Raw genomic sequence first — 16682 nt, forward strand, 5'->3', positions numbered from 1 at the left:
GTAGGTGTTAGCATTGTCAGAATTAGGAATGCGACTTAAGAATGCAAGGGTAGAAAAGAATTTAACGTTGGAACAGCTCCAAGAGATGACAAAAATCCAAAAACGTTACTTACAAGCTATTGAGGAAGGCAACTTACATTTGTTGCCAGGGAATTTTTATGCCAGAGCTTTCGTGAAAAGCTATTCAGAAGCTGTTGGTATTGACCCTGAAATGCTTTTTGAAGAGCATGCAAATGAACTCCCAGCCTCCAGTAAACAAGTAACTGAAATTCCACCAAGAGTTCAATCTAAAAAAAACGGAAGTACGAAAAAAACTCGTAGATTTTTAGCAGTATTACCTTCTGTTGTAGCTGTAGTTTTCATTATTTCAATATTAATTGGTTTCTGGTATTTCCTTCAAAAAAACACAGCAATTGATGAAGTGGTTCCTACGGATATAGGTCAGGAAACTGTTGATGGTGGAAAAGATGAAGAAGCACTTAAGCCGGAAGAAGAGGATGAAGATGAAGAAGAAACTCAATTAATTGAGGTAGAAGAAATAGAAGACGTAGAAGAAGAGTTGCCAGAGCAAGAACTTGTTTTTGTTGAAACAAAGGGAAAAGAAACCATTTATCAGTTACTTAATGCAGATGAATTCAAGGTTGAAATTGAACTTGATGGAAAAAGTTATATAGAAATTGATAATCTTAAAGGGAAGACATTTCATGCTTCTATTGAAGATAGTGGGAAAGTGTTATCATTTGACTTTTCAGAAGAGGAATCTATTCATTTTAACTTTGGTGCATCCAACAATGTAAAACTATTTATTAACGATGAACCTTTTGAGTTCCCGCTCAATATCGCTCATCAGAAAGTAACATTTCATTTTCAAGAAGAAAGTGAACAATAGTGACATGTAAAAAGAGTCATCAAATATGACTCTTTTTGTATTGACTAAACGAATTTATCCCACACTTAAGGGGCAAGTAAGGCCCCCACTGATTGAAGTTCAGCTTTATAGTATAGAATATTAATTTATGCTTTAGAAGTAAATGAACCTTAAGTAATTTGTTAAATTCCACTTAATAGTTTTTAGAGTAAGATTACACATTGGTGGTGTAATATGTTAAAATTAATTCTATGCTTGTACAAAAAAGAATCGTTTAAAACAAATACTTTTTTTTCGGTGTAAACAGTTAGCTTTATATTGATACAAATTTCTAGTTAAATATAGGGTTGGTAGATCTAAATTTTTTAACGCCAATGGTTAGAATTATTAGAACAAAGTAATTCTATCGCTACGGGAAGAAATACAATAATAGGAACAAAACAATTAGCTTACACTATCTGTTAATAAAATTTGTTTTTTTTAGAAAGGATGAAGTATATGGCAAAGGAACATTTTTTTGACATTGTATCAGAGGTAAATATGCAAGAAGTTGATAATGCAATTGTACAAGCGTTAAAAGAAATTAAAAACCGTTATGATTTTAAAGGTTCTAAAAGTAATATTGAACGAACAGGAGATAATCAAATAACGATTATTTCAGACGATGATTATAAATTAGAAAGTGTCATCGATATCTTAAAAACAAAATTTATAAAACGAGACATATCTCAAAAAGCAATGGATTTTGGTAAAATTGAAAAAGCTTCTGGAGGAACAGTAAGACAAGTAATATCGCTTGTAGCAGGAATTAGTTCTGACAGAGCAAAGAAAATTACAATAGCAATTCGTGATTCTAAATTAAAAGTTAAAGCTCAAATACAAAATGAGCAGATACGGGTTACTGCAAAAAACATTGACGATCTTCAATCCATTATCCAACTAGTAAAACAATTGGATTTGGATTTTCCTGTACAATTTGTAAATATGAGATGATTTTAACTACATATGAAGATTAATTATTATTTTAATTAGGAAAGTTACAGATGAAAACATTCACAAAAAGTGAAGGCAGATTGCCTTCCATTTTGTGATGCGTTTATAAAGACTCAAGGTGTGGTATAGACTTCATGTGTTTTCGAAGTTTTACTTAATCTGATTCGAGTGGTGTGAATGGATGTTGCTAGCACACTACCGATTCAATAGTTGATTGGCACTTACGCTTTTCTAATAGGGAGGGTACTTGTGAATATACCAAATAAAATTACTATTTCAAGAATAATTCTTATTCCCTTATTTATGATTTTTTTCCTGGCTCCTATCGATCTAGGTCACTTTCTTATCATGAGCTTTGAATTGCCTATAGCACATTTCATTGGTGCTTTACTTTTCATTATTGCAGCTAGTACAGATTGGTTAGACGGTTATTATGCAAGGAAATATAACTTAGTTACAAATTTCGGGAAGTTTTTAGATCCATTAGCTGACAAATTGTTAATGACTGCAGCACTAATTGCATTAGTGGAATTATTGTTATTACCAGCTTGGATTGCAATAGTTATTATTAGCCGCGAGTTTGCTGTTACTGGAATCAGGCTTGTTGCAGCAGCTGAAGGACAAGTAATAGCTGCAAGCAATTTAGGAAAATGGAAAACGGTGTTTCAGATTATTGCTGTTTCAGCGTTAATGCTTCACAACTTACCTTTTGAGTTAATTGGTTTTCCTTTTACGACAATTGTTGTATGGATTGCTACTATTTTAACTATTATTTCGGGCTGGGATTATTTTGTCAAAAATAAACACATTGTCCTTAAATCTAAGTAATCGGGGTGTTGGCTTTGAATGCAGAAATCATAGCTATTGGTTCTGAACTCTTGTTAGGGCAAATTTCAAATACCAATGCACAATTTCTCTCTAAACAATTAGCTAATATTGGAGTGAATGTTTATCATCATAGTGTTGTTGGCGATAATCGTGCTCGCTTAATAGAAATTATTACTCAAGCTCAAAAACGCTCTAATTTAATTGTTGTTACTGGTGGGCTTGGTCCAACAAAAGATGACCTTACAAAAGAAACGATTGCTGAGTGCGTCGGACGTTCTTTAATAACTGATAAAGAAGCTTTAATTAATATTGAAGAATATTTTAAACGGCGTAACCGAGTAATGTCAGAAAATAATCGAAAACAGGCTTTAGTTATTTCAGGATGTACCATCCTGCCAAATGATCATGGAATGGCACCAGGAATGGCTTTAAAAGAAAATGGTGTTTCTTATGTCCTTTTACCGGGACCGCCTAAGGAAATGGAGCCGATGTTTATAAATTATGGGCTTTCCTTCCTTGTTTCACAGCTCGAAAAAACTACGAAAATTAGTTCGCGCGTATTAAATTTTTTTGATATCGGTGAATCTCAACTTGAAACTGAACTTTTAGATTTAATTGATAATCAAACTAATCCGACAATTGCACCTCTAGCTAAGGATGGAGAAGTGACGATTCGCTTAACTGTGAAGTATGAGAATGAAAAAGAAGGTGCAGCTCTCTTAGATGAAATAGAAGGGAAAATATTAGCTAGAGTAGGTGAGTTTTTTTACGGTTATGATGACACCTCCTTATTAAAAGAAGTAATAAAACAGCTCAAAGACGAGGGGATAACGATTGCTTCTGCCGAAAGCTTAACTGGTGGTCTTTTTTCTTCTGAAATAACTAAAGTAAGCGGAGCTTCAACCATTTTTAAGGGGGGGATTGTTTGCTATAGCAATGATAGTAAACAATCTATTCTCAAGGTGCCAGATGAAATTATTAATGAATTTGGTGCAGTGAGTAGTGAGTGTGCGAAAGCTCTAGCTGATAATGTAAAGGATCTTACAGGCGCAACTATAGGAATTAGCTTTACCGGTGTAGCAGGTCCTAACAAACTTGAAAATAAAGAGGTAGGGACAGTTTATATTGGAATTTCTGTGATAGGTAAAAAAACAATTGTTTATCCATTAAAGCTTGCTGGCTCTAGAGAGCAAATTCAGAGTAGGTCTGTTAAATATGGTTTATATTCATTAATGAAACATTTTTCTAAAGGTGGCAATATAAAATGATGTATTTTGACGATTTTCAAATTTCAGGTGATATAAAAAAAGCAATTAAGGAGATGGGCTTTGAAGCTCCTTCTCCAATTCAAGAAAAAGTAATTCCTGTCATATTAGAAGGTGGGGATGTCATTGGACAAGCACAAACAGGCACAGGAAAGACAGCAGCATTTGGGATCCCGTTATTAAACAAAGTTACGAGTGCACCATATGTGCAAGCAATTATTTTAACTCCAACACGAGAATTGGCCATCCAGGTTGCTGGTGAACTTCAAAAATTATCTAAGTTTAAACGTACACGAACATTACCAATCTACGGTGGACAATCGATTGGTCACCAAATTCGTGCTTTAAAGCAAGGCGTACATGTTGTTATTGGGACTCCTGGCCGAGTTCTAGATCATTTACGTCGTAAAACGTTGAAACTTGAAAGAGTTCATACTGTCGTTTTAGATGAAGCAGATGAAATGCTCGATATGGGGTTTGTTGAGGATATTGAATCTATTTTAAAAGAGGTAAATCACGAACGTCAAACGTTGCTTTTTTCTGCAACAATGCCAAATGAGATTATGAAATTGTCTCGTAAGTATATGAATCAACCTAAAGTTGTTTCTATTAGCAAAGGGGACGTAACAGCACCATCTATTAACCAAGTTTATTTTAAAGTATTAGAAAAGAATAAATTAGAGTCTCTTTGTCGAATTATTGATAGTGAAGAAATTGATCTTGGGATTATTTTTTGTCGTACAAAAAAGGGTGTTGCTGAACTTGCAGAAGCTCTACAAGCACGCGGATATATGGCGGACGGTCTTCATGGCGATTTAACCCAAATGCAACGAGATAGTGTCATGAAGAAATTCCGTGATTCTACCATTGAGTTTTTAATTGCTACAGATGTTGCGGCACGTGGTATTGATGTGGATAATGTGACTCATGTTATTAACTATGACATTCCGCAAGATCCTGAAAGTTATGTGCATCGTATTGGGCGTACCGGTCGTGCGGGGAGGAAAGGTCTAGCATTAACTTTAGTCACTCCAAGGGAAATGAAACATTTGCGCTCTATTGAAATGGAAATTAAAATGACATTACCTTCTCAAGAAATTCCTACGATTGAGGATGTTGTAGAAAAACAACAAGAATCATGGAAACAACAAGTAGTTAAAATCATTGAGACAAATGATCAGCCTACATTTTTTGATTCTATAGTTAAGGATATGCTTTCTGAATATCCACCTGAAAAAGTTGTTAACGCGCTTATGAATATAGCTTTCCATCGTGAATTTAATGTTGAAGATGATAGCTATAACTTTGGTGATACAGGCGCAGCGAAAGGCATGGTTCGCTTTTTTATTAATGTAGGTAGAAATGTTCAACTAACACCTAAAATTATTGTCGATGAAATTGCTGAACTAGTAGGAATTTTACCAAAATCAATAGGAAGAATTGATATCTTTGAAAATTTCACCTTTGTAGAGGTCCCAGAAGATAGTGCACCGTTTGTCTATGAAGCACTTCGCTATTCAAGATTAAATGGAATTCGAGTTAATCTTGAGCCGGCAAAACCACGTCCAAAAAGAGAAAAGAAATTTTAATATAAAAAAAGCTCAACTATAATTATTAGGTTGTATCCTCGTATTAAAATGATTGAAAGTTTTGCTTATCGTTGAATAAAAATAATAGGGCTAACTCACTTCGTAAAGATTATGAAATCCAAACATTTCATTTGTGTTTTTCATAAAAATTGCTTTATGATAGATTGAGTTAGCCTTATTGTTTATCTTGATGTTACCATTATTGAGTAAGTAGCCAAAATTTGAACTAAATATAGTAGGAAACAAAAACTAACAAAAAAAGACGAATAAATGTTCGTTAAAACTATTGGCAAATCTCAAAAAACAAGTTATGATAATGATATAGCTTTTACATGCACCTTAAACAAATAAAAAACAATTGTAATTTATTTACATATAAGGAGAGATGAAACATGAGTGATCGTAAAGCGGCCTTAGATATGGCATTACGACAAATCGAAAAGCAATTTGGAAAAGGTTCAATTATGAAACTAGGGGAACAAGCAGAAAGAAAAGTGTCTACAATTTCTACTGGTTCATTAGCAGTTGACATCGCCCTTGGGGTAGGTGGTTATCCAAAAGGTCGAATTATTGAAATTTATGGTCCAGAATCTTCTGGTAAAACAACTGTAGCACTACATGCGATTGCAGAAGTACAACGCCAAGGTGGACAAGCAGCTTTTATTGATGCAGAGCATGCTCTTGATCCAATATATGCTCAGAATTTAGGTGTTAATATAGATGAACTACTGTTATCACAACCTGACACAGGTGAACAAGCATTAGAAATTGCAGAAGCTTTAGTTCGTAGTGGTGCTGTTGATATTCTTATTATTGACTCGGTAGCAGCCCTTGTTCCTAAGGCTGAGATTGAAGGGGAAATGGGAGATAGCCACGTAGGACTTCAAGCACGTTTAATGTCTCAAGCACTAAGAAAGCTTTCTGGTGCTATTAATAAATCTAAGACTATTGCTATCTTTATTAACCAAATTCGTGAAAAAGTTGGCGTAATGTTTGGGAATCCTGAAACAACTCCTGGTGGAAGAGCTCTTAAATTCTATTCATCAGTTCGACTAGAAGTACGTAGAGCTGAAGTATTAAAGCAAGGTAACGACATGGTTGGAAACAAAACAAAAATAAAAGTAGTTAAAAATAAAGTTGCCCCACCATTTAAGCAAGCAGAAGTAGACATTATGTATGGTGAAGGGATATCTAGAGAAGGGTCTATCTTAGATATTGGTTCTGATCTTGATATTGTCCAAAAAAGTGGTGCTTGGTACTCGTTTAATGATGAACGCTTAGGGCAAGGTAGAGAAAATGCAAAGCAATTCTTAAAAGAAAATAGTGACATTACATTAACTATTGAAACAAAAATTCGTGATCACTACGGACTAAATGGTGAGATCAAAGTTGATGCGCCAACAGATGATGAATTTGCTGATCTTCCACTAGATTTAAAATAATGGGTGAAAAATGACTTAAATTGAATCGTTTTATTGAGGAAGTTGTATATTTTATCACCAAAAGTTACAAACTTTCAAAAACGGCGGTTCAGTTTTTTAAAGTCATTTTTTATTTCAAAAAAACAATAAATCTTTTCTCAACATCAATAGAGTCTTATTACTCATCTAGATAGGACGAATTAACTATTTGTTAATACTATTTTACAGAAAAGTATTTTTTCTGATCTCGAAAATCATTAATGAAACAGACAGAAATTTTAATGTATAGAACAGTCCATTATTGACAAAGCTTGACAATAACATTATCCAATTATACAATTGTGGAGAATACCGCATTTTACATTTAATTATTGGTTATTTTTTTTATACTTTATGAAATTTTTCTCTTTATTAAGTATAAGAAGGGTATCCTGTGCTGGATGTGCACACCAATTAGAATGATCTGAAAATAATGTATGATGATGAAACCAACAATTAGATAGCAAGAGGAGGTGAAAGTATTGGATAACATTTTTGTACTCATCTTCATTTTGCTTGTCTCTGTGGCCATTGGTGCAGTTGTTGGATATCTTGTTCGAAAATCCATTGCAGAAGCTAAAATTTCTAGTGCGGAACATGCAGCAAAACAAATTATTGAAGAAAGTAAGCGCGAGGCTGAAAGAGTAAAGAAGGAAGCCGTCCTTGAAGGTAAGGATGAAATTCATAAACTTCGTCAAGACGCTGAGCGAGATGTTCGTGAACGAAGAAATGAGATTCAAAAACAAGAGAATCGTTTGGTACAAAAAGAAGAGATCCTTGACCGTAAGAGTGAAACCTTAGATAAAAAAGAGGAATCATTGGAAAAGAGAGAGGAAGCTCTCACCAAAAAACAACGACATATTGAAGAGATGGAAAGCAAAGTGGAGGGACTCTTACAGGAACAGCAAGCTGAACTTGCGCGTATTTCTGGATTTACTAGAGAAGAAGCTAGGGAAATCATTATGAAAGACGTAAAAGATGAGTTAACTCACGAAACAGCCTTAATGGTAAAAGATTTAGTAACTAAGGCTAAAGAAGAAGCTGACAAGAAAGCGAAAGAGATTGTATCACTTGCAATACAACGTTGTTCGGCTGACCACGTTGCTGAGACTACAGTATCAGTAGTAAATCTTCCAAATGATGAAATGAAAGGAAGAATTATTGGACGTGAAGGTCGAAATATTCGTGCTCTTGAAACATTAACTGGTATTGATCTTATTATTGATGATACACCAGAAGCAGTTATTTTATCAGGATTTGATCCGATAAGAAGGGAAATTGCCCGTACAGCACTTGAGAAGTTAGTTCAAGATGGTCGAATCCACCCTGCGCGTATAGAAGAGATGGTTGATAAGTCTAGACGTGAAGTAGATGAAATGATTAGAGATTATGGGGAGCAAACAACGTTTGAAATAGGGATACACGGTCTACACCCTGATCTAATTAAGATTTTAGGACGACTTAAGTTTAGAACTAGTTATGGACAAAATGTTCTTAAGCATTCTATAGAGGTTGCTCAATTAGCAGGTATTATGGCAGCTGAATTAGGTGAAGACGTTCAACTGGCAAAAAGAGCAGGTCTTCTCCATGATATAGGTAAAGCAATTGACCATGAAGTAGAAGGAAGTCATGTGGAAATTGGAGTCGAATTAGCAGTTAAATATAAGGAGCATCCTGTTGTTATAAATAGTATCGCTTCACATCATGGTGACACAGAAGCAACATCTATTATTGCAACCCTTGTTGCAGCTGCAGACGCTTTATCAGCGGCTCGCCCAGGAGCAAGACGTGAAACACTTGAGACGTATATTCGTCGCTTAGAAAAACTTGAAGAAATTTCTGAGTCCTTTGATGGTGTTGAAAAAACGTATGCAATCCAAGCTGGACGTGAAGTCAGAATTATGGTTAAACCAGAAATGGTTGATGATAGTGAAGCATATCGTTTAGCAAGAGATATTACGAAGAAAATTGAAGAAGAACTCGACTATCCAGGACACATTAAAGTTACCGTTATTCGTGAAACGCGAGCAGTTGAGTATGCAAAATAAAGTGGCCCACCAGCCACTTTATTTTTTTACGTATTCGTACATTAGAATAAAACATTATGTTACTTGTTATCTGTAAATCAATTCATTCGTGTGTAATTATTTAATAACAAATATAAATAACAAACAGCTTGTGTCTTTCATTAAAAGAAGCGAGCGAAGACGTTATATATATTGGCTTGGTTGAAATTCAGTAGCAATTTACTACGAAAGTAGTTTTCAGTGAATGAAAAAGAGCATGATTAGCTCACTAACAAAAATCTCTATTTCATTCGATGAAGAGCGAATGAGATAACGAACCAAATAATCAAATACACAACATTAATTGGCATTAAAACGAGATTATGATAGAATTCAGACAAACATACATATAGAGGTGCAAAAAATGAGGATATTATTTATAGGTGACGTAGTAGGTTCGCCAGGAAGAGAAATGCTAACAACTTACTTACCAAAATTAAAATCAAAATATAAACCAACAGTTACCATCGTAAACGGTGAAAATTCAGCAGCGGGAAAAGGTATAACAGAAAAAATTTATAAACAAATATTAGGATTAGGAGCTCAAGTTGTAACGCTAGGAAACCACACTTGGGACCAACGAGAATTAATTGAAGTAATTGATCACTGCCCAACACTACTACGACCAGCGAATTTCCCAGTGGAAGTCCCAGGAAATGGCTATACAATTATAAAGGTAAATCAAATAGAAGTAGGAGTCATAAGCTTACAAGGGAGAACATTTTTACCTCCGTTAGATTGCCCATTTAAAAAAGCAGATGAGTTAGTTAGTATAATAAAAAAGAAAACACCGATCATTTTTGTCGATTTTCACGCCGAAGCTACTAGTGAAAAACAAGCGATGGGTTGGTATTTGGATGGAAAAGTAACTGCAGTAATCGGGACTCATACACATGTACAAACTGGCGATTATCGCATATTACCAAATAGGACAGCATATATGACTGATGTAGGTATGACAGGTCCTTATGACGGCATTTTAGGGATGGAACGTACAGCTGTTTTGAACAAATTTTTAACAAACTTACCAGTAAGATTTGAAGTAGCAAAAGGTAGAGAACAGTTAAATGGTGTTATTATCGATGTTGATCAAAATACCGGTGGTGCAAAATCAATTACACCAATTATCATAAATGAAGACCATCCTTTTTTTGATTAAAGCTCACTTACTAAGCAATATCAGTTTTACTTATACTTAATATCTTGATAAAAATACTAACTTTTAATTTAAACTTCTTAATATGTGGAATATCATGCTGTTTTTTGAATATATACAAAACAAGGCATTATTTGTTTTCAGAAACTATTTAAAAATTGAAGAAGCAGATCTATTATCATTCCAATAATGATAAAACACAGTTTCGCATCATTAAGGAGGTTCGAAGGAATGGAAGTATTAAAAGTTTCAGCAAAATCTAATCCAAATTCAGTAGCGGGTGCACTTGCGGGTGTCATTCGTGAACGGGGCGCTGCAGAAATTCAAGCCATTGGTGCAGGGGCACTAAACCAGTCTGTTAAGGCAATTGCTATAGCAAGAGGATTTGTTGCACCTAGTGGTATTGACTTAATTTGTATTCCAGCATTTACAGACATTAAAATTGATGGAGAAGAAAGAACAGCGATAAAGTTAATTGTAGAACCTAGGTAAAACAAAAAGCCTGTTTGTTCTTGAACAAACAGGCTTTTTGTTATCATTTTCAAAAATTATTGGTAATTGTCGGAAAGAGTTGTTAATTCGTTTTTAAAACTTTTCTTTTTTAGTAGGATTTTGAATAGAAAAGGTGAACTATTAACTATGTTAAGAATAATAAAATTCATATTATTTATAAAGGCTCTCACAAAAAATGCACTGACAAATAGTGTCAGCGTTCACTTGTTATTTCAAAGAATTTTATCAACCATTCATTGTGTATAAAAAGGTAAAGTTTAAGTATTAAAAAAGGTGTTTCGTAAAGTTCAATAACGGGAGAAAACACTAAACCTGCTCTAAATAATAAGCTCTATAGGTTATAGAATTTATTATCACGGGTAAATATAACGTTTGTTGCATAGCGATATTAAATGTTAAATTGGAATTTAAATGCCTTTACATATTTTGTGTTGTAATAAACGGATAATAGCTCTATATACTAAAAATTAGAAGGATACAAAATATTGGTGATAAATCTGTATTTTTGAACGTTGTTTAGCTGTAAAATTAAAGGGAGAAATTTCTTGATTTTTCCTTGTTTTAGGTCTATCATTGTAATCGTTCAGAACTTTAACAAAATTGTCACAATTCATTTCCGTATCATGACATTGTCGTTGACCAAAGGGGTGGAAAACATGATCAATCAACTTTCTTGGAAAGTTGGAGGGCAACAAGGGGAAGGTATTGAAAGTACAGGTGAAATTTTTTCGATAGCTTTAAATAGACTTGGATATTATCTTTATGGATATCGTCACTTTTCTTCCCGAATTAAAGGTGGACATACAAACAATAAGATTCGTGTAAGTACGAAAGCCATTAACTCTATTTCTGATGATTTAGATATATTAGTTGCGTTTGATCAAGAGACAATCGACGTAAATTTTCACGAATTAAGACATGGTGGAGTAGTTATAGCTGATTCTAAATTTAACCCAACTGTACCGGATAGTTCAAAAGTTATATTGCATGCAGTTCCTTTTACTGAAATTGCTAGTGATTTAGGTACATCATTAATGAAAAATATGGTAGCGGTAGGGGCATCGAGTGCATTGCTTGGCTTTTCATATGAAGCGTACCGTGAGGTAGTAGAAGAAATATTTTCTCGAAAAGGTAGTTCGATTGTAGAGAGAAATATGGAAGCAATTAAACGGGGGGCTGAATTTTTAGATGCTACAAGCGGTCAGCCTGATTCATTTCATATGGCTAAAGCGGATGGGAAAAAACGCATGTTTATGATAGGTAACCATGCTATTGCGTTAGGTGCGTTAGCAGGAGGAGCTAGATTTATGCCTGCCTATCCAATAACGCCAGCATCTGAAATTATGGAATACTTAACAAAGAAATTACCAACTTTTGGTGGGGCTGTAATCCAAACAGAAGATGAAATTGCAGCTTGTACGATGGCTATAGGAGCAAACTATGCCGGTGTTCGAACTTTGACTGCATCTGCAGGACCTGGTTTGTCACTAATGATGGAAGCAATTGGTTTGGCGGGAATAACCGAGACTCCACTTGTAATTATAAATACACAACGTGGTGGTCCAAGCACAGGACTTCCAACCAAACAGGAGCAATCAGATCTAATGGCAATGATTTTCGGGACACACGGGGAAATTCCGAAGGTCGTTATTGCCCCTAGTACGGTTGAAGAAGCTTTTTATGATAGTGCAGAAGCTTTCAACATTGCTGAAGAATACCAGTGTCCAGTTATCCTTCTTACAGATTTGGCTTTATCCTTAGGTAAGCAAACTGTAGAACCGCTAGATCATAGTCGATTAAAAATTCGAAGGGGAAAACTTGACATAAATGCAGAATTACCAGATACAAATGGTGAATATTTCAAGCGGTATGAGGTAACTAAGGATGGTATTTCACCACGTGTTATCCCTGGAATGAAAAATGGAATTCATCATGTAACAGGTGTTGAACATAATGAGCAAGGAAAACCATCTGAAGACCCTAAGAATCGAACTTATCAAATGAATAAACGATTATCTAAACTGAAAACCCTTCATGAAAAATTCAATATGCCGATCTATTCAAATGCTTCTCATGAAGAATGTGATTTGCTAATTATTGGGTTTAATTCTACTAGAGGGACGATCGAGGAAATTATTCCACGATTAGAAGCCGACGGATTAAAAGTAAATCATGCGCAAATTCGCTTAGTTCATCCGTTTCCAGTTGATGAACTAAGGCCTTTGATAAATAATGCAAAAAAAGTTGTTGTAGTTGAAAATAATGCTACTGCACAACTTTCAAACATCATTAAGATGAATATGTGTAATTGTAATCTAGAAAATATATTAAAATATGACGGAAATCCATTCTTACCATCTGATATTTATAATCAATGCAAGGAGTTGTTATAAATGGCTACATTTAAAGACTTCCGCAATAATATAAAGCCAAACTGGTGTCCTGGATGTGGGGATTTTTCCGTGCAAGCTTCAATTCAAAGAGCGGCAGCTAATGTAGGCTTACAACCAGAAGATCTTGCAATAGTTTCGGGGATTGGGTGCTCTGGTCGTATTTCAGGTTATATTAATTCATATGGGTTTCATGGTATTCATGGTCGTTCATTACCGATTGCTCAAGGAGTAAAGATGGCTAATCGTGAATTAACTGTTATTGCTTCAGGTGGAGATGGAGATGGCTTTGCTATTGGAATGGGCCACACGGTTCACGCAATTAGAAGAAACATTGATATAACTTATATAGTAATGGATAATCAAATTTATGGATTAACTAAAGGGCAAACATCACCAAGAAGTGAGATGGGATTTAAAACAAAAAGTACACCAGCAGGGTCAATTGAATCTGCTATTGGAATAATGGAACTAGCGATCTCTGCAGGTGCAAGTTTTGTTGCCCAAAGCTTTTCAAGTGATTTAAAGGAGTTAACATCAATTATTGAACAAGGTATAAAACATAAAGGCTTTTCATTTATTAATGTATTTAGCCCATGCGTTACATTTAATAAAATTAATACGTATGAATGGTTCAAACAGAACATTAAAAAGTTAGATACAATTGAAGGTTATGATCTAACAAATCGTGTTCAAGCAGTAAATACATTAATGGAATATAATGGACTTGTAACTGGGCTAATATATCAAAACAAACAAAAGCCATCTTATGAAGAGTTAGTTCCAGGTTTTAGAGAGGGTGCTTTAGCCAAGCAAGATATTTCTCTAAAAAAAGAAACGTTCGATCATTTGCTAACAGAATTTATGTAAAGTTATTTTACTATAAAACACGCAAAGAAATTTATTTTTCTTGCGTGTTTTATTATGTATCCTTATTAAAATTAAGTGTTTGTATTTTGTCGATCCAAAAGTAGGCTGTGTATTACTTTGATGAAGAAGAGCTCAGCTAAATGTAGCTAAGTTTTAATGTTTATTCACATTGGCAAAAGTCAATAGTGTTTAGTAGAGTGAAAAAGTGAATAGCACTTTAAGGTTATATTTATCCCACTCTTAAGTGATTAGGACACCCAACTCAAAACGAAAGAAAATCGAATAGTTTAGGTGTGGGATGAAAGAACCCCCCACTGATTGTTAGTTCAACTTATCGATTTTCGAAAACTATTGAGTTTAAAGTTTTAACCCGTTATACTAGAATATTGTTACTATTAATTAAGAAAAGAGGAGAATGTACGATGAATGAACAACAGAAAAAGCAAATGACAATTAACCTAGACCTTTCTTCTGCGGACAAAAAATCCGGACAGAAAAAAGACTACGGTCAATATTTTCAAACTACTTTCACACAGCCTAATTTGAAAGAGGCTAAGCGTCGTGGAAAAGAAGATGTGAAGGTTCATTATGACTTTGATATTCCAGAAGAAATGCGTAATCTAGGGGATGGAAGAAAATTCCTCATCCGTACGTATGGCTGCCAAATGAATGAACATGATTCGGAAAATATGGCTGGGATATTACTTGAAATGGGATTCGAACCAACAGGAATAACTGAAGAGGCTGATGTTATTCTATTAAACACATGTGCTATTCGTGAAAATGCTGAAAACAAAGTATTTGGCGAAATTGGAAACTTAAAACCATTAAAAAGAGAAAAACCAGAATTAATTATTGGTGTTTGTGGTTGTATGTCACAAGAAGAAAATGTTGTAAACAAAATTTTATCGAAACATCAGCAAGTAGACTTGATTTTTGGAACACACAATATCCACCGACTTCCACATCTAATAAAAGATGCAATTTTTAACAAAGAAATGGTTATTGAAGTGTGGTCAAAAGAAGGAGATATTATTGAAAATATGCCTCGTGCACGTCGTGGACAATTACAAGGGTGGGTAAACATTATGTACGGCTGTGATAAATTTTGTACGTACTGTATTGTGCCTTATACACGAGGAAAAGAAAGAAGTAGACGTCCTGAGGATATCATTAGTGAGGTACGCGAATTAGCTCGTTTAGGTTATAAAGAAATAACGTTATTAGGACAAAACGTAAATGCATACGGTAAAGATTTTGAGGATATGGAATACGGATTAGGTCATTTAATGGATGAAATTCATAAAATTGATATCCCGAGGGTTCGTTTTACTACTAGTCATCCAAGAGATTTTGATGACTATTTAATTGATGTTTTAGCTAAGGGTGGAAATTTAGTAGAGCATATTCATTTACCAGTTCAAAGTGGGAATACAGAAATTTTAAAATTGATGGCAAGAAAATACACTCGAGATCAATATGTTGAGTTAGCAAATAAAATTAAAACCAAAATTCCAAATGCTACATTAACTACTGATATTATCGTAGGGTTCCCTAATGAAACTGAGGAGCAATTTGAAGATACATTGTCGCTAGTTAAAGAGATGAAATATGATAGTGCCTATACGTATGTTTATTCTCCAAGAGAAGGCACACCAGCAGCAAAAATGGAAGATAATGTTCCACATGAAGTGAAACGTGATCGTTTACAACGTTTGAATGCTGTTATTAACGATATTTCAGCTCAAAAGAATAAAGAGTTAGAAGGAAAAGTTTTGGAAGTACTTGTTGAGGGAGAAAGTAAGAAAAATCCGGAGATTTTATCTGGAAGAACAAGAACCAACAAACTTGTTAATTTTTCTGGATCAAAATCTGTGATTGGGCAGATTGTTCACGTCAAAATTACAGCAGCAAAAACTTGGTCGTTAGACGGTCAAATTGTAAAAGAGGATGCTGAGGTGAAAGCATAAAGTGGATAAAATTTATTCAAAAGATGAGATCCTATCAAAAGCAAAATCAATTGCTAAAATGATCTCTGAAACTGAGGAAGTAGAACTTTTCAAACAGGCTGAATCACAAGTTAATAATTCTACAAAAGTTCAACATTTAATTAGTCAAATAAAAAGAATGCAAAAAGAAGCTGTTAATTTACAACATTATGGTAAATTCGAAGCTTTAAAAAAAGCAGAACAAGAAATTGCAACACTTCAAACTGAATTGGATGGAATTCCATTAGTGAAACAATTTAAACAAAGTCAAGTGGATGTAAATGAATTGTTGCAGTTTGTAGCAACTACAATTTCAACTACTGTTACTAATGAGATGGAGAAAACTACAGGTGGGGATATTTTACAAGGAACTACTAATAAAAGAAACACTAAATAGTAAATTATCTTCGACTCATTTAGAAAAGTATTCCCAATTTTAAAATTTGACATAAATAATGGTTTTGTCAGAAAATAATCTTTCTCTTAAGAATGAATTTTTGTAACTATCATCATTGGTAAGATGGTTTACGAATAATTAAAAATCCTTATGTATAATATCTAGCTCTACCTACATTTAAACTAAGGCTTACATTGTAACCTAGTTTGAATTGAGGTAATTGAGCTAGATTTTTTAATAGTATCTTAAATTTCACGTACCGTATTAAGTTAAAAGATTTGTGGAATGAAAATCAAAAT

At 34.2% G+C, this 16682-nt stretch carries 13 protein-coding genes; all 13 read left to right on the forward strand.

What is annotated here, in order from left to right; genetic code table 11:
* Nucleotides 1–4 precede the first annotated feature (4 nt).
* The 13 genes from BKP45_RS20275 (at nt 5) to BKP45_RS20335 (ending at nt 16383) form a co-directional block, all read left to right on the forward strand.
* Entirely contained in the window at nt 5–889 is an 885-nt protein-coding gene (locus BKP45_RS20275) for a helix-turn-helix domain-containing protein (RefSeq protein ID WP_084788087.1), read from the forward strand.
* Nucleotides 890–1366: 477 nt separating this feature from the next.
* Nucleotides 1367–1861 (forward strand): YajQ family cyclic di-GMP-binding protein, encoded by a 495-nt coding sequence (locus BKP45_RS20280; RefSeq protein ID WP_071390966.1) that lies wholly within the window; start codon nt 1367–1369, stop codon nt 1859–1861.
* Nucleotides 1862–2110: 249 nt separating this feature from the next.
* Complete coding sequence (pgsA, locus tag BKP45_RS20285; protein ID WP_071309698.1) at nt 2111–2689, forward strand: CDP-diacylglycerol--glycerol-3-phosphate 3-phosphatidyltransferase; 579 nt, start codon at nt 2111–2113, stop codon at nt 2687–2689.
* A gap of 14 nt (nt 2690–2703) precedes the next feature.
* Nucleotides 2704–3957 (forward strand): competence/damage-inducible protein A, encoded by a 1254-nt coding sequence (locus BKP45_RS20290; protein ID WP_071390967.1) that lies wholly within the window; start codon nt 2704–2706, stop codon nt 3955–3957.
* Nucleotides 3954–5543 carry a DEAD/DEAH box helicase gene (locus BKP45_RS20295; RefSeq protein ID WP_071390968.1) on the forward strand — a complete coding sequence of 530 codons (1590 nt, stop codon included), beginning with the start codon at nt 3954–3956 and terminating at the stop codon, nt 5541–5543. Before BKP45_RS20290 ends, BKP45_RS20295 begins: the two co-directional genes overlap by 4 nt.
* Before the next feature lie 392 nt (nt 5544–5935).
* Nucleotides 5936–6985 carry a recombinase RecA gene (recA, locus tag BKP45_RS20300; RefSeq protein WP_071390969.1) on the forward strand — a complete coding sequence of 350 codons (1050 nt, stop codon included), beginning with the start codon at nt 5936–5938 and terminating at the stop codon, nt 6983–6985.
* Between the two features lie 500 nt (nt 6986–7485).
* Nucleotides 7486–9051 (forward strand): ribonuclease Y, encoded by a 1566-nt coding sequence (rny, locus tag BKP45_RS20305; RefSeq protein ID WP_071390970.1) that lies wholly within the window; start codon nt 7486–7488, stop codon nt 9049–9051.
* A 382-nt stretch (nt 9052–9433) separates the two neighbouring features.
* Nucleotides 9434–10228 (forward strand): TIGR00282 family metallophosphoesterase, encoded by a 795-nt coding sequence (locus BKP45_RS20310; protein WP_071390971.1) that lies wholly within the window; start codon nt 9434–9436, stop codon nt 10226–10228.
* 228 nt (nt 10229–10456) lie between these two features.
* On the forward strand, nt 10457–10717 hold the full coding sequence (locus BKP45_RS20315) for a stage V sporulation protein S (protein ID WP_071309691.1): 261 nt from the start codon (nt 10457–10459) through the stop codon (nt 10715–10717).
* A 677-nt stretch (nt 10718–11394) separates the two neighbouring features.
* Nucleotides 11395–13131: a 2-oxoacid:acceptor oxidoreductase subunit alpha gene (locus BKP45_RS20320; protein WP_139193871.1), complete on the forward strand. Its 1737-nt coding sequence runs from the start codon at nt 11395–11397 to the stop codon at nt 13129–13131.
* Complete coding sequence (locus BKP45_RS20325) at nt 13132–13998, forward strand: 2-oxoacid:ferredoxin oxidoreductase subunit beta (protein ID WP_071390972.1); 867 nt, start codon at nt 13132–13134, stop codon at nt 13996–13998. It abuts the gene before it with no gap.
* Between the two features lie 422 nt (nt 13999–14420).
* Nucleotides 14421–15968 carry a tRNA (N6-isopentenyl adenosine(37)-C2)-methylthiotransferase MiaB gene (gene miaB / locus BKP45_RS20330; protein WP_071390973.1) on the forward strand — a complete coding sequence of 516 codons (1548 nt, stop codon included), beginning with the start codon at nt 14421–14423 and terminating at the stop codon, nt 15966–15968.
* Between the two features lies 1 nt (nt 15969).
* Complete coding sequence (locus BKP45_RS20335; protein ID WP_084788089.1) at nt 15970–16383, forward strand: RicAFT regulatory complex protein RicA family protein; 414 nt, start codon at nt 15970–15972, stop codon at nt 16381–16383.
* Nucleotides 16384–16682: the final 299 nt, after the last annotated feature.

Source organism: Anaerobacillus alkalidiazotrophicus (genome assembly GCF_001866055.1).